General features: G+C 71.7%; 20 protein-coding genes. 15 read left to right on the top strand and 5 right to left on the bottom strand.

Features of this window, described 5'->3' with window-relative positions:
* Positions 1–130 precede the first annotated feature (130 nt).
* The 3 genes from EDC02_RS14110 (at position 131) to EDC02_RS40240 (ending at position 2,734) form a co-directional block, all read left to right on the top strand.
* Positions 131–589 (top strand): NfeD family protein, encoded by a 459-nt coding sequence (locus tag EDC02_RS14110; RefSeq protein WP_123602361.1) that lies wholly within the window; start codon positions 131–133, stop codon positions 587–589.
* Between the two features lie 47 nt (positions 590–636).
* Entirely contained in the window at positions 637–1,776 is a 1,140-nt protein-coding gene (locus tag EDC02_RS14105; protein WP_123602360.1) for an SPFH domain-containing protein, read from the top strand.
* Between the two features lie 199 nt (positions 1,777–1,975).
* Positions 1,976–2,734 carry a hypothetical protein gene (locus tag EDC02_RS40240; RefSeq protein WP_158632194.1) on the top strand — a complete coding sequence of 253 codons (759 nt, stop codon included), beginning with the start codon at positions 1,976–1,978 and terminating at the stop codon, positions 2,732–2,734.
* A 36-nt stretch (positions 2,735–2,770) separates the two neighbouring features.
* Here EDC02_RS40240 and EDC02_RS14090 read toward each other — a convergent pair whose 3' ends face one another.
* Positions 2,771–3,724, bottom strand: a complete 954-nt coding sequence (locus EDC02_RS14090; RefSeq protein ID WP_370461449.1) for a TrmH family RNA methyltransferase — start codon at positions 3,722–3,724, stop codon at positions 2,771–2,773.
* On the opposite strand from EDC02_RS14090, the gene EDC02_RS14085 reads away from it, so the two are divergent.
* From EDC02_RS14085 to EDC02_RS14075, 3 genes are all read left to right on the top strand, one after another.
* A complete protein-coding gene (locus EDC02_RS14085) occupies positions 3,611–5,374 on the top strand; it encodes a PucR family transcriptional regulator (protein ID WP_370461534.1) in 1,764 nt (587 codons plus the stop codon). The two genes, EDC02_RS14090 and EDC02_RS14085, sit on opposite strands and share 114 nt — an antisense overlap.
* Before the next feature lie 148 nt (positions 5,375–5,522).
* Entirely contained in the window at positions 5,523–6,938 is a 1,416-nt protein-coding gene (locus EDC02_RS14080) for a rhodanese-like domain-containing protein (RefSeq protein ID WP_123602355.1), read from the top strand.
* Between the two features lie 46 nt (positions 6,939–6,984).
* Positions 6,985–7,671, top strand: a complete 687-nt coding sequence (locus EDC02_RS14075) for a peroxiredoxin (protein ID WP_123602354.1) — start codon at positions 6,985–6,987, stop codon at positions 7,669–7,671.
* 89 nt (positions 7,672–7,760) lie between these two features.
* Here EDC02_RS14075 and EDC02_RS14070 read toward each other — a convergent pair whose 3' ends face one another.
* A complete protein-coding gene (locus EDC02_RS14070; protein ID WP_123604771.1) occupies positions 7,761–8,030 on the bottom strand; it encodes a metal-sensitive transcriptional regulator in 270 nt (89 codons plus the stop codon).
* A 163-nt stretch (positions 8,031–8,193) separates the two neighbouring features.
* On the opposite strand from EDC02_RS14070, the gene EDC02_RS14065 reads away from it, so the two are divergent.
* The 4 genes from EDC02_RS14065 to EDC02_RS14050 are packed head-to-tail and all read left to right on the top strand — an operon-like array spanning position 8,194 to position 12,305.
* Positions 8,194–9,522, top strand: a complete 1,329-nt coding sequence (locus tag EDC02_RS14065; RefSeq protein ID WP_123602353.1) for a rhodanese-like domain-containing protein — start codon at positions 8,194–8,196, stop codon at positions 9,520–9,522.
* Positions 9,523–9,566: 44 nt separating this feature from the next.
* Positions 9,567–10,154: a rhodanese-like domain-containing protein gene (locus EDC02_RS14060; RefSeq protein WP_123602352.1), complete on the top strand. Its 588-nt coding sequence runs from the start codon at positions 9,567–9,569 to the stop codon at positions 10,152–10,154.
* A complete protein-coding gene (locus tag EDC02_RS14055; RefSeq protein WP_123602351.1) occupies positions 10,151–11,902 on the top strand; it encodes a SulP family inorganic anion transporter in 1,752 nt (583 codons plus the stop codon). The genes EDC02_RS14060 and EDC02_RS14055 overlap by 4 nt, the downstream gene beginning before the upstream one ends.
* Position 11,903: 1 nt before the next feature.
* Entirely contained in the window at positions 11,904–12,305 is a 402-nt protein-coding gene (locus EDC02_RS14050) for a carbonic anhydrase (protein WP_123602350.1), read from the top strand.
* Between the two features lie 23 nt (positions 12,306–12,328).
* On the opposite strand, the gene EDC02_RS14045 is transcribed toward EDC02_RS14050, so the two are convergent.
* Both EDC02_RS14045 and EDC02_RS14040 read right to left on the bottom strand, forming a co-directional pair.
* Entirely contained in the window at positions 12,329–12,673 is a 345-nt protein-coding gene (locus EDC02_RS14045; protein WP_148083459.1) for a hypothetical protein, read from the bottom strand.
* 59 nt (positions 12,674–12,732) lie between these two features.
* Complete coding sequence (locus EDC02_RS14040) at positions 12,733–14,091, bottom strand: hypothetical protein (protein ID WP_123604770.1); 1,359 nt, start codon at positions 14,089–14,091, stop codon at positions 12,733–12,735.
* A gap of 100 nt (positions 14,092–14,191) precedes the next feature.
* On the opposite strand from EDC02_RS14040, the gene murD reads away from it, so the two are divergent.
* Together murD and EDC02_RS14030 are read left to right on the top strand one after the other, a co-directional pair.
* Positions 14,192–15,595, top strand: coding sequence for a UDP-N-acetylmuramoyl-L-alanine--D-glutamate ligase (gene murD / locus EDC02_RS14035; RefSeq protein WP_123602348.1), 1,404 nt, complete (start codon positions 14,192–14,194; stop codon positions 15,593–15,595).
* A gap of 6 nt (positions 15,596–15,601) precedes the next feature.
* A complete protein-coding gene (locus EDC02_RS14030) occupies positions 15,602–15,853 on the top strand; it encodes a hypothetical protein (RefSeq protein WP_123602347.1) in 252 nt (83 codons plus the stop codon).
* Positions 15,854–15,972: 119 nt separating this feature from the next.
* Here the strand turns inward: EDC02_RS14030 and EDC02_RS14025 are convergent, their stop codons facing one another.
* Positions 15,973–16,776 carry a trypsin-like serine protease gene (locus EDC02_RS14025; protein WP_158632193.1) on the bottom strand — a complete coding sequence of 268 codons (804 nt, stop codon included), beginning with the start codon at positions 16,774–16,776 and terminating at the stop codon, positions 15,973–15,975.
* 263 nt (positions 16,777–17,039) lie between these two features.
* On the opposite strand from EDC02_RS14025, the gene EDC02_RS14020 reads away from it, so the two are divergent.
* The 3 genes from EDC02_RS14020 to EDC02_RS14010 all read left to right on the top strand — a co-directional run bounded on the left by EDC02_RS14020 (position 17,040) and on the right by EDC02_RS14010 (position 20,755).
* Entirely contained in the window at positions 17,040–17,816 is a 777-nt protein-coding gene (locus EDC02_RS14020; protein WP_123602345.1) for an AfsR/SARP family transcriptional regulator, read from the top strand.
* A 123-nt stretch (positions 17,817–17,939) separates the two neighbouring features.
* Complete coding sequence (locus tag EDC02_RS14015) at positions 17,940–19,253, top strand: aspartate aminotransferase family protein (protein WP_123602344.1); 1,314 nt, start codon at positions 17,940–17,942, stop codon at positions 19,251–19,253.
* The gene (locus EDC02_RS14010) at positions 19,250–20,755 is read left to right on the top strand and encodes a CoA-acylating methylmalonate-semialdehyde dehydrogenase (RefSeq protein ID WP_123602343.1); all 1,506 of its coding nucleotides are present in this window, start codon (positions 19,250–19,252) and stop codon (positions 20,753–20,755) included. Before EDC02_RS14015 ends, EDC02_RS14010 begins: the two co-directional genes overlap by 4 nt.
* The last annotated feature ends 970 nt before the right edge of the window (positions 20,756–21,725 follow it).

The following is a 21,725-nucleotide window of genomic DNA, read 5'->3' as shown; positions in this document are numbered from 1 at the left end:
GCTCCTTGCTCGTGACTCAGGTGGGTGGAATCCTGACTCAGGGTGGTCGAGTCATTCCGACTCGCGGATAGCTGCCCGATTTGTCGGGTTGAGGGTCGCCGGTGGTGCGCATACATGTCACGATCGGTGTGTGGAACCCGTCCTGTGGATCGTATTGGGCGTCGTGCTGGCGGTCGCGGAATTGTTCACCGCGACGCTGTTCCTCGTCATGTTCGCCGCCGGCGCGTTCGCCGCGGCGATCGCCGCCGCTCTCGGCGCCCCGGTGGCCGCCCAGGCCCTGGTCTTCGCCGCCGTCTCGGCGCTGACCGTGGTCGCCGTCCGGCCGGTCATCCAGCGGCACCGGCAGTCCGCGCTCAGCGGCGGCGAAGAACCGTTCGGCGTGCAGGCGATCGAGGGCGCCTCGGCGCTGGTGCTGGAGCGGGTGGACGCCGACAGCGGCCAAGTCAAGATCGACGGCGAATTGTGGAGCGCCCGCTCGTACGACGGCACCCAGGTCTTCGCCCCCGGCGAACGGGTACAGGTGATCCAGGTCAAGGGCGTCACCGCGCTGGTCTGGCGGGACGACGTCACCGGCGGCGGACCGGCATGAACACCCCGGGCCGGCATCAACATCCCGAGCCGAGAAGGTGAACGACGATGGACTTAGTGATCGCTGTGCTGGTCGGGGCGGTCGCCCTGATCACGGTGCTAACCCTGATCCGGGCGGTGCGGATCGTCCCGCAGCAGCGGATGGACCTGGTCGAGCGGCTCGGCCGGTACCAGCGCACCCTGACTCCCGGTCTCAACCTGCTCGTCCCGTTCGTCGACACCGTACGGGCCAAGGTCGACATGCGGGAACAGGTGGTCAGCTTTCCGCCCCAACCGGTGATCACCTCGGACAACCTGGTGGTGTCGATCGACACCGTCCTCTACTTCAAGGTCGTCGATCCCCGGGCCGCCACCTACGAGATCGCCAACTTCCTGCAGGCGATCGAGCAGCTCACCGTCACCACGCTGCGTAACGTCATTGGGTCGCTCGACCTGGAGCGCGCGCTGACCAGCCGCGAGGAGATCAACCAGCACCTGTCCGGCGTGCTGGACGAGACCACCGGCCGGTGGGGCATCAAGGTGACCCGGGTGGAGATCAAGGCGATCGAGCCGCCGCCGAGCATCCGCGATTCGATGGAGAAGCAGATGCGCGCCGAGCGGGACCGCCGCGCCGCGATCCTCACCGCCGAAGGGCACAAGCAGTCGCAGATCCTCGGCGCCGAGGGCGAGAAGCAGGCCGCGGTGCTGCGCGCCGACGGCGACCGGCAGGCCCGGATCCTGCAGGCCGAAGGCCAGGCCAAGGCGATCCGGACCGTCTTCGACGCCATCCACCAGGCCAACCCGAGCCAGAAGGTGCTCGCCTACCAGTACCTGCAGGCGCTGCCGCAGATCGCCAACGGCCAGTCCAACAAGATGTGGATCGTCCCGGCCGAGCTGACCAAGGCCCTCGAAGGTCTGGGCGGGGCGCTCGGCGGGCTCAGCCAGATGGTCGGTGACGCGCCGTCGCAGCAGGTCGACTCCAGCGCCGTGGAACGGGAGGCGGCCGAGGCGGCCGAGGCCGCCGCCGCCGAGGCGCAGCGGGTCAACGACGAGGTGCGGGCCGCCGAGCAGGTGACCAGCGGCGGTACGGCGGCCGGCGGCGCCAAGGCCCGGCCGGCCGGGCTGCCGGCGCCCGAGCCGGTGCCCGCGTCCGAGCTGCTCGGCGAGCTGAACGCCGAGCAGCAGCGCCCGCAGGCCGAACGCGGCTGACCCGCAGCCGGGACGGGACCCGATCCGGCCCGATCCGGCCCGGCACCGGGCCGCCGGTCCCGGCCGTGGGTCAGCTGACCCGACCGGTGGAAATCCGAGGAACCCGCGCGTACCGCCGCCGTCGGCTGTCACGATCGGTCGGTCAGTGAGCACAGCCGACGGGGGCCCGGTGCGGCCCCGCAGCGCGGGAGGCGAGACCGTGACGCGTGCCGTCAGGAACACCCGGCCCCGGACGACCGCGTCCAACGCCGGCCGGTCCGGCCCGGTGCGGGTGGTCTCGCGGAGCGACGCCGGGGTCGCCGTGGTGGCCGCCGCCGCGCCGGAGAACACCCCGGCCGGCCCGGCCACCAACGCCGCCTGGGCATGGTCGATCCGTCGGTTCAGCCGGGTCGCCATCTGGACGTTGCCGCTGTACGCGATCGCCTTCGGCATCGGCAGCCTGAGCGGGCTGCGCGGCGGCGGCCCGGCACCCGACCTGGTCGACGGTCGGCCGGCGTACCTGGTCTCCTGGGTGATCGCCAGCTGGCTGGGGCTGGTCGCGCTGGTGGCGATCGCCGGGATCCACGCCGCCGCCCGCAGCCGGGGCACCGCCGTTTCGGCACTGCTGGTCGGCCTGGCCGGTACGGCGCTGACGGTGCCGTTCGTCGGGCTGCCCGACGGCACGACGATCTACGGTACGTCGGCCCGGTCGATCGCCCTGGTCGGCGCCGCCCTGTACAGCTTCGGCTGGCTGCTCGCCGGTGCCGCGGTGCTGCGCTCGGAGCTGTTCAACCGGCTCGACGGCTGGCTGCTGATCGTCGCGTCCCCGCTGCTCGGGCTCGTCGGGCTGCTCTCCGGGCCGCTGCAGACCGTCGGCGCGGTCCTCACCCTGACCGCCGGGATCGGTCTGGCCTGGTCCGCCGGCCGGATGGTGCCCAGCGTCCACGTGTCGGCGAGCGCCCCGGCCGACTCCCATTAGGCCGGGTCGGCTTCCACCAGGCTGGCTCGGCTCCCGTTAGGCCGGGTCGTCGCGGCACAGCTCCCAGAAGGCGACCGCCGCCGCCGTCGCTACGTTGAGCGAGTCGACGCCGCGCCGCATCGGCACCGCCACCCGTACGTCGGCGGCCTGGACCGCCGCAGTGCTCAGCCCCGGCCCTTCGGCGCCGAGCAGCAGCGCCGGCCGGGCCCGGGCGGTGGCGTCCAGCCGCTGCACCGGCACCGCGTCCGGGGCCGGGGTCATCGCGAGCAGCCGGAACCCGGCGGTACGGATGGTGGCCAGCGCCGCCGGCCAGGCCGCCGCCCGGGCGTACGGCACCGCGAACACCTCGCCCATGCTGACCCGCACCGACCGCCGGTACAGGGGATCCGCGCAGGTGGGGGAGAGGACCACGGCGTCCATGCCGAGCGCCGCCGCGCTGCGGAACAGCGCACCCAGGTTGGTGTGCGTGTTGATCCCTTCACAGACGACCAGTCGGCGGGCCCGGTCGAGCACCTCGTCCAGGGTCGGCAGGGCCCGGCGGTGGAACGAGGCGAGCACCCCCCGGTGCACGTGGAATCCGGTGATCGACTCCAGCACCGCCGGGGTCGCCGCGTAGACCGTCGCGTCCGGCGGCAGGTCGGCGAGCTGGTCGACCCGTTTGGCGTCGACCAGCACCGACCGTAGCCGGTAGCCGGCCCGCAGGGCCCGCCCGATGACCAGCTCGCCCTCGGCGATGAACAGACCGTTCGGCGGCTCCCACCGGGTCCGCAGCTCGACGTCGGTCAGCGCCCGGTAGTCGGCGATCCGCTCGTCGTCCGGGTCCATGATCTCCGTTGTTGGCACACCGGGCATTGTGCCGGTCGCCGGGGTAGCGTTCTGCGGGTGTTCCCGACCGTCCGTGAGGTGCTGGCGCTCGACCCGGTGCGGAACGGCGGACCCCGGGTGGTCGCCGCCGAGGAGGGCCTGGACCGGCCGGTCCGCTGGGTGCATGTCACCGAGGTGCCGGACATCGCCAGCTTGCTGCGCGGCGGTGAGCTGGTGCTGACCACCGGGATCGGGCTGCCCGGCGACGACGCCGGTGTGCGGGCCTTCATCGCCGACCTGGCCGAGGTGGGTGTCGCCGGTCTGGTGGTGGAGCTCGGCCGCCGCTACCACGGCGGGGTGCCGAAGGCGATGGCCGCGGCGGCGCACCGGCACGGCCTGCCGCTGGTGGAGTTGCGCCGGGAGACCCCGTTCGTGCTGGTCACCGAGGCAGTGCACGCCCTGATCGTGGACGCCCAGCTGGCCGAGCTGCGGGCCACCGAGGAGATCCACCAGCGGTTCACCGAGCTGTCCGTGGAGGGCGCGGAGGCCACCGAGGTGGTACGCCAGGCGGCCGAGCTGGCCGGTGCACCGGTGGTGCTGGAGAACCTGTCCCGTCGGGTGCTGGCCTACCACACCGTCGGAGAGAATCCCCGGCTGCTGCTGGACGGCTGGGAGCAGCATTCGCGCCGGATCCAGCCGACCGGGCGTACCGCGTACCACGCGGACACCGGTTGGCTGGTGACCATGGTCGGTGCCCGAGGCCAGGACTGGGGTCGGCTGCTGCTGCGCTGCCCGGCTGCCGCGCTCAGCGGCTCGGGCGGGTCGGGTGTCTCCGGTGGGTCCAGCGGGTCCACCGGGTCGGGTGGTCCGCCGCTGCGGTGGTCGATCCTGCTCGAACGGGCCGCGTCAACCCTGGCGTTGGGCCGGCTGATCCGCCGCGATGCCGAAGGGCTGGAGCGGCAGATCCACCGGACGCTGCTGACCGCGTTGCTGGACGGGTCGCAGCCGGTCGACGAGGTGGCGATGCGGGCCCGGGCGCTCGGTGTCGGTCTGGACCGTCGGCATCTGGTCGGCGTTGCGGTCCGGTTCCGGGACGTCGGTTCCGACACCGAGTCCGGTGCGGCCGCCGGGGCCGCCGGGGCCGGGTCGGCTGTCGCGGTGCCGGCGGCTGACAGTGCCGAGGCGGTCCAGGGTCGGCTGCGCGACCTTGCCGAGACGGTCGGCCTGGCGTTGCGGGAAGCCGGGTTGACCGGCCTGGCCAGCCCGTTGGACGAGTACGCGGTCGGCGTACTGCTGGCGGTCCGTGACGCCGCGGCGGCGGACCCGGCGCTGGACGGTCTGCTGGCCGCACTGCACCGGTTGCGCCGATCCGAGCCGGTGCCGGTGGTGGTCGCCGCCGGCAGCGGGGTGGACAGTGTCCGGGAGGCCCGGCGGACGCTGGTCGAGGCCCGCCAGGTGGCCGAGGCCGGCCGTCGGGATCGCCGCGCCGATCAGGTGCTGCGGCTGCCGGACGTCGGCCTGGCCGGACTGCTGCACCTGCTGCGGGAGGAGCCCCGGTTGCAGGTCTTCGTCGAGCGTGAGCTGGGTGCGCTGCTGGCGTACGAGGCGCGTCATCCCCGGGAGCGGATGCTGGCCACGCTGCGGGCGTACCTGGAGCACGGCCGCAACAAGTCGGCGGCGGCCGCAGCGGTGCACCTGTCCCGGCCGGCGTTCTACGAGCGGTTGACCCGGTTGGGGCGGATTCTCGGCGTCGACCTGGACTCGGTGCAGGCGTGCCTGTCGCTGCACGTCGCGGTGCTGGCGTTGGACGAGGTACGGGCCCGCCCGCTGGCCTGACCGCCCACCAGGCAGGCCGGGGCGTGCGCCCTACCGGGTCGAAGGTCCTGAATCTTCGGGACCTTGAGCCGCCATCTGTTAATACCCCCGGGGGTATGTTGGGACTGAATCCGGCAGCCGTGAACCACCGCCGAAGGAGGTCCCGGGCATGTTCTTCGCCCAGTACTACCTGGACTGCCTGTCCCAGGCGTCCTATCTGATCGCCGACGAGACCACGAAACGCGCCGTCGTGGTCGACCCGCGTCGCGACGTCACCGAGTACCTGGCCGACGCGCAGGCGCACGGCCTCACCATCGAAGGCGTCGTCAACACTCACTTCCACGCCGACTTCATCGCCGGCCACCTCGAACTGGCCGCGCGCACCGGCGCGTGGATCGGCTACGGCCGGCGGGCCGAGGCCGACTACCCGATCCGCAAGCTGGCCGACGGGGACCGGATCAGCCTCGGCGACGTGACCCTGGAGATCATGGAGACCCCCGGGCACACCCCGGAGTCGATCAGCATCCTGGTCTACGAACACGCCGACGACCCGGTCGCGTACGGCGTACTCACCGGCGACGCGCTGTTCATCGGCGACGTCGGCCGGCCCGATCTGCTCGCCTCGCTCGGCGTCACCGCCGACGAACTCGGCCGGATGCTCTACGACAGCGTGCAGCACAAGCTGATGACGCTGCCCGACCCGGTGCGGGTCTTCCCGGCCCACGGTGCCGGATCGGCCTGCGGCAAGAACCTGTCCACCGAGCGCTCGTCGACCATCGGCGAGCAGCGGGCCACCAACTACGCCTGCGCCCCGATGGACGTCGACCAGTTCCTGGCGATCGTCACCGCCGGCCAGCCGGCCGCCCCGGCGTACTTCGGCTACGACGCGGTGCTCAACCGCCGCGACCACGCCCTGTTCGACGTCACCGCCGCGCCCACGCCGCTGAGCCCGGCGGAGTTCGCCGCCCGGCAGGCCGCCGGCGCCGTCGTGGTCGACGCCCGCGACCCGCAGGAGTACGCCGCCGGCCACCTACGGGGCGCGCTGAACGTCCCCGCCGACGGCCGGTTCGCCGAGACCGCCGGCAGCGTGCTGGCCCCCGGTACGCAGATCCTGGTGGTCGCCCCGCAGGACCGCGAGGAGGAGATCGTCACCCGGCTGGCCCGGATCGGCTTCGACACCGTCGCCGGCTACCTGCGTGAGCCGGAGCAGGCGTTCCTGCACATGATCGACCAGTTGACCCGGGCCAGCCGGCTGACCGTGGCGCAGTTGGCCGCCGCGCTCGACGGCGAGCGGCCGCCGGTGGTGCTCGACGTGCGCAACGCCGGCGAGCGTGCCGCCGGGGTCATCGACGGCGAGCGCGAGTCCGGGGTCATCGCCGGTGCGCTGCACATCCCGCTGGCCGAACTGTCCCGGCGGATCGCCGAGGTGCCGACCGACCGGCCGGTGGTGGTGCACTGCGCCGGCGGTTACCGCTCGTCGGTCGCTGCCAGCCTGCTGCGAGCCAACGGCCACCCGGACGTCTCCGACCTGCTCGGCGGTTACCAGGCCTGGCGTGCCCTGCGGCAGCCGGTCGGCACCGCCTGAGCCCTTGGCCATCCCCCCACCTACCAGTGAAGGAGTATCGACGACCATGAGCGAGACTGCCACCGTAGCGGCACCGGCCGCAGCGTCGGCGCCGGCCGCGCGGCTGCCGCTGATCGGCGACCGGGCACCCGACTTCGCGGCGGAGAGCACCCACGGCCCGGTCCGGCTGGCCGACTACGCCGGCCGCTGGCTGGTGCTGTTCAGCCACCCGGCCGACTTCACCCCGGTCTGCACCACCGAGTTCGTCGGCTTCGCCGAACTGGCCGACGAGTTCGCCGCGCGCGACGTGGCGTTGCTGGGCAACTCGGTGGACTCGGTCTTCAGCCACCTGGCCTGGACCCGGTCGATCCACGACAAGCTCGGCGTGCGGATCCCGTTCCCGATCATCGCCGACCTGGACATGGCGGTGTCGCACGCGTACGGGATGCTGCACCCGAACACGTCCGGCACGGCGGCGGTACGGGCCGTGTTCGTCATCGATGCCGAGCAGATCGTCCGGGCGGTGCTGTACTACCCGATGAACGCCGGCCGGATGATCCCGGAGATCCTGCGGCTGGTCGACGCGCTGCAGACCGCGGACCGCGACGGGGTGTCCTGTCCGGCGAACTGGCGACCCGGTGACGACGTGGTGCTCGGTGCGCCGCGTACCGAGGCCGACCTGGACGCGCGGCTGGCCGACGACACGGTCAAGCTGACCGACTGGTACCTGGCCACCCGACCGGACCGGAGCTGACTGCACGACCCTGCCCGGGGCCCGGCGACCCACCGGGCCCCGGCGGATCGTCGCGTCCCGGCGTCGGGCCGATCCGTCGGGCTCCGGTGTCAGGCCAGGGAGAGGAACAGCTTCTCCATCTGCTCCAGGTTGGCCTTGCGCTCGGTGACGTCGGCGTCGGGGCTCACGCACTGTTCGAGCCCGCTGGCGATGACCTTGAAGCCGGCCCGGTCGAGCGCCCGGGAGACGGCGGCGAGCTGGGTGACCACCTCGGCGCAGTCCCGGCCGGACTCCAACATCGCGATGATGCCGCGGATCTGCCCTTCGGCCCGGCGTAGCCGCTTGACCACGTCCGCCGTGGTGTTCTCCTCGACCTGCATGGCGAGTTCCTCCTGGTCCGGGGTCTCCCGCTGGTGCTTTCCGGGCCTGCCCAACTGGGTTTACACGATACACCCGGGGGTATCACTTGCAGATGTACGTTCATTCGAACATACTGGGCTCGTAGATACCCCCAGGGGTATACGCGAGAGCGGAGGAGCACCCGTGGAACTCATCTCATTCCGTACCCCCGGCCTCGGCGACCAGTCCTACCTGCTGGTCCACGAGGGCAAGGGGGTGCTCGTCGACCCGCAGCGCGACATCGACCGGTTTCTCGACGCCGCCGCCGAACGCGACGTCGACCTGCGGTTCGTCCTGGAGACCCACCTGCACAACGACTACGTCTCCGGCGGGCCGCAGCTCGCCCGGCGCACCGGCGCCGAACTGGTCCTGCCGGCTGGCGCGGCACCCACCTACCGGCACACCCCCGCCTTCCACCTCGAGGACATCAAGGCCGACAACCTCACCCTGCGCCCCGTGCACACCCCCGGCCACACCCCGGAACACACCAGCTACCTGGTGCTGATCGACGGCGAGCCGGTCGCCGTCTTCTCCGGCGGCAGCCTGCTCGTCGCCTCCGCCGGCCGACCCGACCTGCTCGGCCCCGACCGGGCCCGCACCCTGGCCCGGCTGCAGCACGGCTCGCTGCACCGCCTCGCCGGTCTGCCCCGGGCCGTCGAGCTCTACCCGACCCACGGCGAAGGCTCGTTCTGCACCGCCACCGGCGCCGGCCGGTTCACCTCGACCATCGGCGACGAGGTCGACACCAACCCGCTGCTCGGCATCGGCGACCCGGAGACGTTCGCCGACCGGCTGCTCGCCGAGCCGATGCCGATCCCGGCCTTCTACCAGTACATGGGCCCGGCCAACATCCGTGGCGGCGAGCCGATGCCGGCCGTCGAGGTCCCGGAGATCACCGCCGCCGACCTGCCGGCCAGCGACGACACCCAGCTGCTGGACATCCGACCCCGGCCGGTCCAGGCCGCCGGTCTGCTGCCCGGCTCCGTCGGCATCGAACTCACCGACGACTTCGGCAGCTGGGCCGGCTGGCTGCTGCCGTACGGCGCACCCGTCGTGCTGATCGCCGGCCCCGACCAGGACGTCACCGAGGCCGTCGTCCAGCTGGCCCGCATCGGCCTCGACACCGTCCAGGGCGTCCACCGGCCGACCACCACCGACCAGCTCGGCCCCGGCTACGAACTGCTCGACCTGGACAGCTTCCGGCGGCGGCTGGCCCAGCCCGACGCGCAACTGCTCGACGTTCGGATGCCGAGCGAGCGGGCACAGGTGCGCTGGCCGGGTGCGGTCGAACGCTTCCTCGCCGACCTGGTCACCGACGGCATCCCCGCCGAACTCGACCCGCAGCGACCGGTCCTGGTCGCCTGCGGCAGCGGTCGGCGGGCCGCCATCGCCGCCAGCCTGCTGGTCCGCGCCGGCCACCGGCCCGCCGTACTCAACGGTGCCGGCGTCGCCGACCTGGCCACCAAATCCTGACCACCACCGCACGACGTCTGACCACCACCGCCCGGAGGAACGACATGCCCCCCACCACCAACCCGAACATCCAGGTGCCCGCCGCCCGAGCCCTGTTGGCCGACAACCCCGACACCCTGGTCGTCGACGTGCGCACCCCGGCCGAGTTCGAGACCGCCCACATCGACGGGGCGATCAACCTGCCACTGGACCAGGTCGACGCGCACCTCAACCGGATCGTCGCCGACGCCGGTGGGCGGATCCTGCTGATCTGCCAGTCCGGCAACCGGGCCAACCAGGCCTGCGCGAAACTCGCCGGTGCCGGCCTGGCCGACGCGACCGTACTCGACGGCGGAATGAACGCCTGGATCTCCGCCGGCGCCCCGGTCAACCGGGGCCGGCAACGCTGGAGCCTGGAACGTCAGGTGCGGCTGGTCGCCGGCGCGATCGTGCTGGTCTCGGTGCTGGCCAGCATCTGGTACCCGCCGGCCCGGTACGTCGCCGGCCTCATCGGCGCCGGGCTGACCGTCGCGGCGCTCACCAACACCTGTGCCATGGGCATGCTGCTGGCCCGCCTGCCGTACAACCAGGGCGCCGGATGTGACGTCAACACCTCGCTGACCCGGATCAGCCGGGCCGGCGCGGCGAAATGACCACCACCGCGTACCCACGCCAGGAGCGCACCGGCCCGGCGCGGGTCCTGCCCATCCTCGGCTGGCGGCGCGGCTACGACCGGCACGTGCTGCGCCACGACCTGATCGCCGGTCTCACCGTCGCGGTGATGCTGGTGCCGCAGAGCATGGCGTACGCCGCCCTGGCCGGCATGCCACCGGTCACCGGCCTGTACGCCGCGATCGTGCCGGTGCTGGTGTACGCCCTGCTCGGCACCTCCGGTTCGCTCGCCGTCGGCCCGGTGGCGATCACCGCGCTGATGACCGCCACCGCGCTTGCCCCGCTCGCCGACGGCGACCCCGGCCGGTACGCCGCCCTCGCTGGCCTGCTCGCCCTGCTGGTCGGCGCCATCCAGATCCTGATGGGGGTGCTGCGCCTCGGCGCGCTGGTCAACTTCCTGTCCCACTCGGTGCTGTCCGGGTTCACCTCGGCCGCCGCCCTCGTCATCGCCGCCAGCCAGGTCAAGGACCTGCTCGGGATGCGCGTCGAGCGGGCCGAGAACCTGCCCGGCATCCTGGCCAGCCTGTGGCACGGCGCCGCCACGATCCACCCGCTGACCGTGGCGGTCGCCGCCGCCAGCATCGCCGGGCTGGTCCTGCTGCGCCGGTACGCCCCGAAGGTGCCCGGTGCGCTGCTGGTCGTCGCCGCCGTCACCACGGTCAGCGCCGTGCTGGCCCTCGGCGACCGCGGCGTACCGATCCTGCGGGAGGTGCCGAGCGGGCTGCCCACCCCGGACCTGCCGGCGATCGCCCTGGCCGACGTAGCGGCCCTGCTGCCAGCCGCGATCGCCATCGCCCTGGTCGCCTACATGGAGGGCATCGCGGTGGCCAAGTCGCTGGCCGCCCGGTCCCGCCAGCACGTCGACCCGAACGCCGAACTCGTCGCGGTCGGCGCGGCGAACGCCGCCGCCGGTGCCTTCCACGCCTTCCCGGTGGCCGGCGGGTTCTCCCGCAGCGCGGTCAACTTTTCCGCCGGGGCCCGTACCCCGGTGGCGTCGGTGGTCACCGCCGGCGTGGTGGGGCTGACCGCGTTGCTGCTCACCCCGGCTTTCCACTACCTGCCCAAGGCGGTACTCGGGGCGATCGTAGTGGTCGCCGTACTCGGGTTGGTCGACTACCGGGGCGCCTGGACGGCCTGGCGTCTTCGCCGGGTCGACGGGCTGACCCTGGCCCTGACCTTCGCGGTCACCCTGGTCGCCGGGGTGGAGCCGGGCCTGGCCGCCGGGGTGGTGTTCAGCCTCGCGGTGTTCCTGCGCCGGTCCGCCCGTCCGCACACCGCCGAACTGGGCCGGGTGCCCGGCACCTCGACCTTCCGCAACCTGGCCCGCTACCAGGGGCTGGTCACCGATCCGCAGGTGGTGGTGCTGCGCATCGACGGGCCGCTGTACTTCGCCAACGCGCAGTACCTCGCCGACCGGCTGCTGACGCTGGCCGAGACCCGCGAAGCGCTACGGGCGGTGGTGGTCGACGCCAGCGCGATCGGCGACGCCGACGCCGACGGCGCGCACGCCCTCGCCCAGGCCCGGGAGCGGCTGGCCAGCCGGGGTGTCGCGCTGCACCTGTCCACCGTCAGGGGACCGGTCCGGGACCTGCTCACCCGTTCCGGCCTGTGGCCGACGATGCGGGAAGCCGGCCAGCTGCACGCGGAGGTGGCCGGCGCGGTCGACGCCCTGGGTGGGCCGTTAGCCGCCGCCGAGGCGCCGCCGCGCCTGCCGCAGGAGGTGTACTGAAGTGCCGGACCGGTTCGCCACCGTGGTGACCTGCATCGACGGCCGGATTCACGGGCCGCTCGGGCAGTGGGTCCGCGACCGGCTCGGCGTCGACCACCTCGACCTGATCACCGAGCCGGGCGCGGACCGGGTGCTGGCCACCGCCGACCCGGCGGAACTGACCCGGCTGCTGGACGCGGTGGGCGTCTCCCGGACCGCGCATGGCAGCGGCACTCTGGTGCTGGCCGGGCACGCCGACTGCGCCGGCAACCCGGTCAGCGAGGCCGAGCACCACGATCAGCTGCGTCGAGCCGCCGACCGGCTCGCCGACGTGCTGCCCGGCCTGCGGATCCTCGCCGTACACACCGGAAGCTGCGGCACCGGCTGCTGGCAGCCGCACCTGGTCGACGACCGCCACATGTAGGCGGGTATGGGCAACCGATGGGATCAGTGGCAGGGATACTCTCGCCAGCTGTAGTACTTGGTCCGTTGGCCCCAGAGCTCGTCCGTGTAGGTGCCGTCGCAGATTCCGTAGAGCCAGCGGCCGACCTCGGTGGTATGACCGGAGTTCGTCCAGAAGGTGACGTCGATCAGCGAACCGACCGGTGGGGCGGGGAAATAGGCCTGGGCCGGTGCGGCGGCGACGAGACTGGAGGAGACGGCCAGCACCATGACGACAACAGCGTTCCGGATGAACCTGATCATGCCCGGTCCCTTCTGGAGCAATGCTCGGCTGTTGTTAAGGTTAAGGAAGAAGATCGTGAATCGGCAGCCGTCCGCGAAATGCGACATCCTTGTACGTTCCGGGCGCGGTTGCCCATCGTGCATGCGGCGCCGTCGCGAACCGGACCTCAGGCCAACGCGGTGAGGACCTTCGCGTACGCCGCCGGCACGTGGTGCGGACCGCCGGGCAGCAACACATCGGAGGCGTCGACCGCCGGCCAGGCCTGCTCCGGCACCGCCGCCATCAGCTCGCGTACCAGCGGGGCGTCGCGCCACTGCGGTGACTGCGCCAGCATCCGCAACGCGACGAGGGACTCCTCGACCTCGCCGACACACTCGAACGGCTTGTGTCCGTCGACGCCGAGCAGTTCCCGGTAGCCGGCCAGCTGGGCCGGGTCGGCGAGCAGGTCGACGCCGAAGATTCCGACCAGCCGGTCGCGGTCCATGAACGGTGCGAACGCCAGGAACACGAACCGGCACTTCGGGCACGCCCCGCACCAGCGTTCGCTGCGGTCCCGCAGCTTGAACGCCGCGTTGCAGCTGGTCACCACCGGGTCGTAGCCGGTCGAGCGGGCGTACAGCTTGGCGATGTGCAGCTCGGACAGGGTGCGCAGCAGCGAGAAGTACGGCTCGGTCAGCCCGGCGTGGCCGCGCAGCGTGGCCCGCAGCATCCCCTCGGCCTCGACACCCTTGGACCACTGGTGGTTGATCTCGTGTCCGTTCCAGATCAGGTTCGGATCCGAGGCCGAGCGTTCGTTGGACATCACCACCGGGCCGAGGCCGTGCAGCACCGCCGTACCGACCGCGATCAGCGAGTTGATCGCGGTCACCGGAATGTGCCCGTTGTACGCACCGGCCGCGTTGAGCTCGAACAGCCGCGGGTCCAACGCCCGGCGGGCGGCCAGCGCCGGCAACCCGGAGGCCGCGTTGACCGCGACGATCACCGGGTTCGGGTTGACCGAGAACGGCACCGGGTCGAACCCGGCCCGGCGCAGCGCCTCCAGGGTGACGATCGAATCCTTGCCGCCGCCGACCGCCGACAACGGCCGCCGGTCGGCGGTGTCCACCGGCTCCGGCGGCGCCGGCACCCCGTCCGGCACGGTCGGTGCCAGGTCGAGCACGTGCGGCAGATCGTTGCGGTACGCGTACTCGGCCAGGCCCTTGGTGTAGACGGCGGTGACCAGCGCGACCGCCTCAGCCCCCAGCGGTGCCGGCGCCACCAGCGCCGGTGGGGCCGCCGCCTTGAAGTAGCTGACCCCGGCGACCAGGTGCAGCAGCTCCAGCACCCGGCGGAACGTCGACCCGGGCCCGTTCGGCGGCGGGGTGCCGCCGTCGGGCATCGGGAAGGTGACCCGCTCGACGAAAGTCAACTCGGCGCCGTCGTCGCCGGTGAGTGCGTAGCCCAGCTCGGCCACCCCGGTCACCGGGTCGAACTCCAGCGTGGGGAAGGTGAACACGGTGAAACGTCCTAGCTCGTCACGGGTCACCCGTACCTCCTCCACTGATCACCGACCAGACATACTAGTCCCGGTTTGCGCCCCCGATCCGGCGCCCGATGACATGCTTTCGCAGTGAAGGAGATGACCGGTGCGCCTGGCTGACCTGCGTGGCCGATCCGTCGCGGTGTGGGGCACCGGCCGCGAGGGACGGGCCGCGGTGACCGCGATCGCCGCCCAGTCCCCGGCCGCGCTGGTCGCCGTCGACGACAGTGCGACGACCGTCCCGGCCGACTGGGACACCGACACCGCGCCGCTGTACACCGGCGAGGACGGCTTCGCCCGACTGACCGCCGCCGACGTCGTGGTCCGCTCACCCGGGGTGCCGCAGACCCACCCGTGGGTGGTGCGGCTGCGCGAACGCGGTGTGCCGATCACCGGCGGCACTGCGCTGTGGATGGCCGACCACGCGGCCCGGACCGTCGGCGTCACCGGCAGCAAGGGCAAGTCGACCACGTCCAGCCTGATCAGCCACCTGTTGACCGCGCTCGGGCGGCCCAACGCGTTCGGTGGCAACATCGGCGTACCGCTGCTGGCGATGCCCGAGGCGGACCTGTACGTGCTGGAGCTCTCCTCGTACCAGTGCAGCGACCTGACCGACTCGCCCCGGATCGCCGTCCTGACCTCACTGTTCCCGGAGCACCTGGACTCGCACGGCAGCGAGGAACGCTACTACGCCGACAAGCTCAACATCATCGCCCACGGTCCGGAAACGATTATTTACAACGGTACGGATCCCCGGCTCGCGCGGCGGCTGCTCGGCGTGGAAGCGACCGCCGCCGGCCTGCCCGACGGCTACCACGTCGCGCCCGGCCCGGCCGGCCGGCCGTACCTGCACCGGGCCGCCGAGCCGCTGTTCGCCCGCGCGGTGCTGCCGCTGGCCGGCCGGCACAACGAGAGCAACCTGTGCGTGGCGTTGGCGGTGCTCGAAGCACTCGGCGTCGACTGCGTCGCCGACCGGGACGCGGTCGCCGACGCCGTCGCCGGTTTCGCCGGCCTGCCGCACCGGCTCGCCGAGATCCCCGACCCGTCCGGGCTAACCTTCGTCGACGACAGCATCTCCACCAGCCCGTACTCGGCGATGCACGCGATCGACGCGTACGTCGGCCGCCCGCTGACCGTCATCGTCGGCGGCACCGACCGGGGGCTGGACTACACGCCGCTGCGCGAGCACGTCGCCGACCTGGAGTTGACGGTGATCGGCGTGCCGGACAGTGGGCCCCGGATCCTCGACACCCTGGCCGGGCTGCCCGGTGTCCGCACGGCCTGCGCCGCCGACGTCCCGGCGGCGGTCCGGCTCGCCCGCGAGCTGACCCCGGCCGACGGGGTGGTGCTGCTGTCCCCGGCCGCCCCCAGCTACGGGCACTTCCGCAACTTCGAACACCGCTCCGAGGTCTTCGCCGCCGCCGTCCACGACACCGCACCCGACCGGGACGCCGCACCCGGCAACTCCGCAGTGCCGGCCACCACGACACCGGGCACCGGTGCTATATAGGACGGCATGTTTCGTGACCGGGTAATCGCCTGTCTGCTGTTCGCCGTCGCTTTCGCCGGGCTGGTTGTGCAGCGGATCTCGCCGTTCAGCGACATCCCGTGGGCGACGGGGTCGGTGGTCACCTTCGCCGCCGTGGTAAGCGCCCTGACCGGTGTCTGGCTGTGGGGACGTTCGACACGGCGACGCTCCGGCGGCACGGACTCTGACGGGGAGGCGCCGTCGGAGGCGGGGGCAGATGCGGGCGGCTCGGGCGACTGAGGGTAGGCCTACCGACCAGGCCGGCAACCGGCTCGCCGCCTGGGCCGAAACTTACTGATCGCTAGGTGATCCCCTGAGAGGTTCCGAACCTCCCAGGGGATCATTATGGAACAGACCGGTCAGACGGTCGCGACGATCCAGCGGAACACCGGTCGGTTGTCGACCGATCCGCCGCGGTACCCCACCTTCACGTAGGACTGGTCAGACCCCGGGTTGCAGCCAGAAGGGCTGGGGTCGTGATTCGTCGGCGCGCGAACGATCCCCACCACGCGCGCTCCATTCGAGGTGCTGACGATCAGCGGTCCGCCGCTGTCGCCGAAGCAGACGGCGTCGGTGATCGGACTGGTCGTGTCCCTCGCGAACATCGTGTAGTGGTTTTCCCGGAGACTGGTGACTTGAAGGTGGGCCCGCTTCAGGGTCCCCACAGCAGTGGAGTTCGATGCTGCCCGCCGGCCGTAGCCGTATGCTCGCGCTGCGGTCCCCACTCCCCACTGCGATGCTTCGTTTGGGTCCGCCAGGTCGATATCGGGATGGGTGGATGGCGTAGTCAGCCGGACCAGTGCCGCGTCGCAGTAGTCCGTTCGGCCGGACGGGCAGTAGGTGGAGTTGTTCCACAACGACCGAACATAAGCGATCGAGCGGGTCTCGCCACCGCCGCTACGAAGAACACTTCGGCCGATGACGACCGTGTCATTGCTGCGATATCCTTGCATGCAATGGGCGGCGGTAAGTACCCACTGGGGCTTGATGAGGACCCCGGAGCAGTAGAATCGTTGCTCGACGGGCGTACCGTTGTTGTGTCGGACAAATGCCACCATCCAAGGGTACGAACTGCCGCTGACTGTCTCGCCGCCGATGATAGCGTTCGCTGGCGCGGCGAATCCGCCGACAATCACCAGCATCGCGACCGACAGTGTCGCCACCAGTTGACCCCAGTGCGGCAGATTTCGCCACCGTGGACCCCGGTGTCCTTCCCCCGTGTTGCCTCGTCGCATTTCATCCTCCAGTCAGGTGTGTCGAACGACTGTCGAGTCGATCAGGGACCACGCTAGACCCGGCTTGGTGCGTACCGGTTGCGTGATGGTTGCGCCAGCAGAGCGGGGAAGGCGTCCTGTGTCCGGGCGCGGTGGTTGCTGGGCGTGGCTACTTTGAGCGCGAGGTCTGTGTTCGGCGGGGGAGAGTTGCCATGTCCTGTATCCGATTCGGCCTGCTGGGTCCATTCCTGGTGGCGCGGCATGACCAGTTGATATCAATCAATGCCGGGAAGCAGCGTGCCGTTCTGGCTCGGCTGTTACTCCAGGCCAACAGGGTCGTCTCGGACCGGCAGTTGATCCGTACTGTCTGGGGGGACGAGCCCCCGCCGACGGCCGCGCGGACGCTGCATTCGCTGATCTCTCGAATCCGGCGAAACCTGCCTTTCTGTGCAGACGGGCCAGTCCTTACTCGCCATACATCCGGCTACCTGCTCGCCATCGCTGCGGAGCAGGTGGATGCGCACCGTTTCCGGCGACTCGTTGCAGAGGCTCGTGCAGCAGATGGGCTGGGACGTACCGCGGACGTGGCGGCATACCTGAGTGAGGCGTTGGAGTTGTGGCGTGGCGATCCGCTCGCCGGTGTACCCGTGACCCCGATCATCGCGGCGGAGTGCGCACGTCTGGAGGAGCAGCGCCGAACGGCCGTCAGTGATCGAATCGACGCTGATCTACTACTGGGTCGACACGTCGAACTCATCGCCGAGCTGAGGGCGTTGGCAACCGAGCAGCCGGAATGCGAGCGTGTCTGGTGGCAGTTGATGCTCGCGCTGCACCGCAGCGGTCGCTCGGCGGAGGCCCTCTTGGCCTACCAACGAGTCCGCGAGGTCCTCTCCGCGGAGCTCGGCGCGGATCCCACCCCGCAACTACAGGACCTGCACCGTCGCATCCTTTCCGCCGACCCCGAACTGGCGGCCCCACCGCACCGGTAGGACGCCTGCGACGGAGTGTCAGGTCGGGCCGGGTCGGCCGCTACACGCTGGCAGTTGCCCATCACCCGGACACGGTGGGAGGGTGCAAGCACCGACTTACCCCGGGGAAGGGTGGCGCCGCCGATGACCGCCGACGACCTGCTGGCCCGACACCGGGCCGTGATGCCCGACTGGATGCCGATCTACTACAGCGAACCCCTGGAGATCGTCTCCGGCTCCGGCCGGCGGGTCACCGGCGCCGACGGGCGCAGCTACCTCGACTTCTTCGGCGGCGTGCTGACAAACATGATCGGCTACGACATCCCGGAGATCCGCGACGCGGTGCAACGCCAACTCGCCACCGGCGTCGTGCACACCTCGACGCTGTACCTGATCCGCCACCAGGTGGAGCTGGCCGAGCGGATCGCCGCACTGTCGGGCATCGCCGACGCCCGGGTCTTCTTCACCAACTCCGGCACCGAAGCGAACGAGGCGGCACTGCTGGCCGCCACCAACCACCGCCGATCGCACCAGATCCTCGCCGTCCGCAACAGCTACCACGGCCGGTCGTACGCCACGATGGGCATCACCGGGCACCGCAGCTGGTCGGCCAGCGCCCTCAACCCGCTGCAGGTCTCCTGGCTGCACTCCGGTGACCGGCTGCGCGGCCTGCTGGCCCGGCTCGGCCCCGACGAGCAACTCGACGCCGCCGTCGAAGACCTGCGCGAAGTCCTCGCCACCCAGACCGCCGGTGACGTCGCCTGCCTGATCGCCGAACCGATCCAGGGCGTCGGCGGCTTCGTGCACGGCCCCGACGGGCTGCTCGGCGAATGGAAGAAGGTCCTCGACGAGTCCGGCATCCTGCTGATCTCCGACGAGGTGCAGACCGGCTGGGGCCGCACCGGCGAACACTTCTGGGGCTACCAGGCCCACGGCGTCGTCCCGGACCTGCTGACCTTCGCCAAGGGCATCGGCAACGGCTTCGCCCTGGCCGGTGTCGTCGGCCGCGCCGACGTGCTCAACTGCGTACCGGCGATCTCGTTCTCCACCTTCGGCGGCAATCCGGTCAGCACCGCCGCCGGGGTCGCCGTCCTCGACTACCTGCGCGACCACGACCTGCAGGCCAACGCCGCCCGCACCGGCGCGCTGCTGCGCAGCGGGCTGACCGAGGCGGCATCGCGGCATCCGATCGTCGCCGAGGTGCGTGGCAAAGGTTTGATGCTGGCCGTCGAGTTCGTCCGGCCCGGCACCCGCGACCCGGACCCGGCCGCGACCACCGCCGTGTTCGAGGCCTGCCGGGCCGGCGGCCTGCTGGTCGGCAAGGGCGGGTTGTACGGCAACGTGCTACGGATGGGGCCACCGTTGACCCTCACCGAGGACGAGGCCCGCGAAGGTCTGACCATCCTGGTCGACGCGATCGCCTCGGTGTCGGCCACTGTCGTCGGGGGTGCGGCATGAACCGGATCCCGCACTTCGTCGACGGTGCCCGTACCACTGTGATCGAAGCCGGCGGCGACGGTCGGCACGGTGAGGTGTTCGACCCGGCGACCGGCCAGGTCGCCGCCACCGTCGGCTTCGCCTCGGCCGCGCAGGTCGACGCCGTCGTGCAGGTGGCGGCGCGGGCCGCCCGCGACTGGCGGGACGTGTCGCTGTCCCGGCGCGCCAGCGTGCTGTTCGCCTTCCGGGAGATCATCAACGCCCGGCGCGACGAACTCGCCGCCGTGATCACCGCCGAGCACGGCAAGGTCCTCGCCGACGCCGCCGGCGAGGTGCAACGCGGCCTGGAGGTCGTCGAGTACGCCTGCGGCATCCCCACGCTGCTCACCGGCGGTTTCAGCGAGAACGTCTCCACCGAGGTCGACTCGTACAGTCTGCGTCAGCCGCTCGGCGTGGTCGCGGTCATCTCGCCGTTCAACTTTCCGGCGATGGTGCCGCTGTGGTTCGTGCCGATCGCCGTCGCCTGCGGCAACGCGGTCGTGGTCAAACCGTCCGAGAAGGACCCGTCGGCGGCGGTGCTGCTCGCGCAGTGGTTCACCGAGGCCGGCCTGCCGCCCGGGGTCTGCAACGTGGTGCACGGCGACTGCGAGGCCGTCGACGCACTGCTGGACCATCCGGGCGTACGGGCGGTGTCGTTCGTCGGCTCGACCCCGGTGGCCCGGCACGTCTACCAGCGGGGCACCGCCGCCGGCAAACGCGTCCAGGCCCTCGGCGGGGCGAAGAACCACATGGTGGTGCTGCCCGACGCCGATCTCGACCTGGCCGCCGACGCGGCGGTCAACGCCGGCTTCGGCTCGGCGGGGGAGCGGTGCATGGCGATCTCCGCCCTGGTGGCGGTCGAACCGGTCGGCGACGACCTGGTCGCCCGGATCGTCGAACGGCTCGGCCGGATCCGCACCGGCGACGGCCGCCGGCCCGGCTGCGACATGGGTCCGCTGATCACTGCCGCGCACCGCGACCGGGTCGCCGGCTACGTCGCCGCCGGTGCCGCCGACGGCGCCAAGATCGTCGTCGACGGCCGGGGCGTGCCGGTCGACGGCGACGCCGCCGGTTTCTGGCTCGGCCCCACCCTACTGGACCAGGTGACGCCGCAGATGTCCGTCTATACCGACGAGATCTTCGGCCCGGTGCTGTCGGTGCTGCGGGTCGAGTCGTACGACGCCGCGTTGGAGCTGGTCAACGCCAACCCCTACGGCAACGGTACGGCGATCTTCACCAACGACGGCGGTGCCGCCCGGCGCTTCCAGCACGAGGTGGAGGTCGGCATGGTCGGCATCAACGTGCCGATCCCGGTGCCGATGGCGTACTACTCGTTCGGCGGTTGGAAGGCGTCACTGTTCGGCGACAGCCACGCCCACGGCCGCGACGGGGTACACTTCTTCACCCGGGGCAAGGTGGTGACCAGCCGCTGGCTCGACCCCCGCCACGGTGGTGTCAACCTCGGCTTCCCCACCCAGACCTGACCGACCCGCTGGCCCCGCCCTGGGTTGACGATCACCGATAGCATGTGGCTTCACCTATGAGCCGCTGTGAGAGGCGATCGGATGGCCGACGGCGGGGCACGCACGCACGGTCACCACTGCTGAGTTCTTCGACGAACTGATCCCGGTCACCCGGCAACGTGACGCGTCCACCCACCTCTACTTCAACCTGGAGCCCGGCGGCCAGGTCTGGGTGCAGTGGGAGCAGCCGGGCGTCGACCACCCCCGCCGCTACCAGGTCGTTGACCCGGCCGGGCCGGCCTGCCCGCACTGCGCGATCATTGACGGCGTCGCGCGGCTGGCACCGGTGCTGCCGCTCGACGCGCAGCGCCTCGCCCGGTCCAAGTCCCAGTATGAGGCGGTGCTGTCCACCGGACGGCTGCCGTCGCTGGCGTTCGGCCGGCGCTCGTGGGACCCGTCGACCAGCTGGGCCGGCGACTGCCACGCCGCCGACGGTGACCCGCACACGGCCGCCGACTGCGCCAACCACCGGAGACCGTCCCAACCGGCCGATGCCGACGACCCGGTCGCGGCCGTCGACCCACTCGCGATGGTCGACCCGCTGCCGCTGGCAGTACAGCAGCGGTATCCCGACCCGGCGGCGGCCGTTCGCGACGTCGCGGCCCGGCTGAGCGTGGCCCGGGACTGGCGTGACGCCGTCGACGAGGTCGCCGGCGGGCGAGCCGAGACCGAGACGACCCGGGCGTTCCTGGACCGCTGCCCACTTGCCCTGCCGCTGTCGGACGTGATGGTCCTCGCGCTGCGGCACCAGCACGCTGCTCGACCTGCTGGCCGCCGCAGGCCGCAAGCAGAGCGGTGCCACCCTGGCCGGGCAGCGGTATCACCGCTTCGCGTGCCTGGTCCCCGAGCCGACGACGGGCCGGTTTCCGACCTCCGGCGGGTCCTTCGACGTGGCGTCCGGCGAACCGATCCGTACGCTGCGGTTGCCGAC

Origin of the sequence: Micromonospora sp. Llam0 (assembly GCF_003751085.1) — a bacterium.
Classification (GTDB): domain Bacteria; phylum Actinomycetota; class Actinomycetes; order Mycobacteriales; family Micromonosporaceae; genus Micromonospora_E.
Note: the sequence above shows the minus strand (reverse complement) of the source record. Positions and strands in the feature narration are given on the sequence as shown.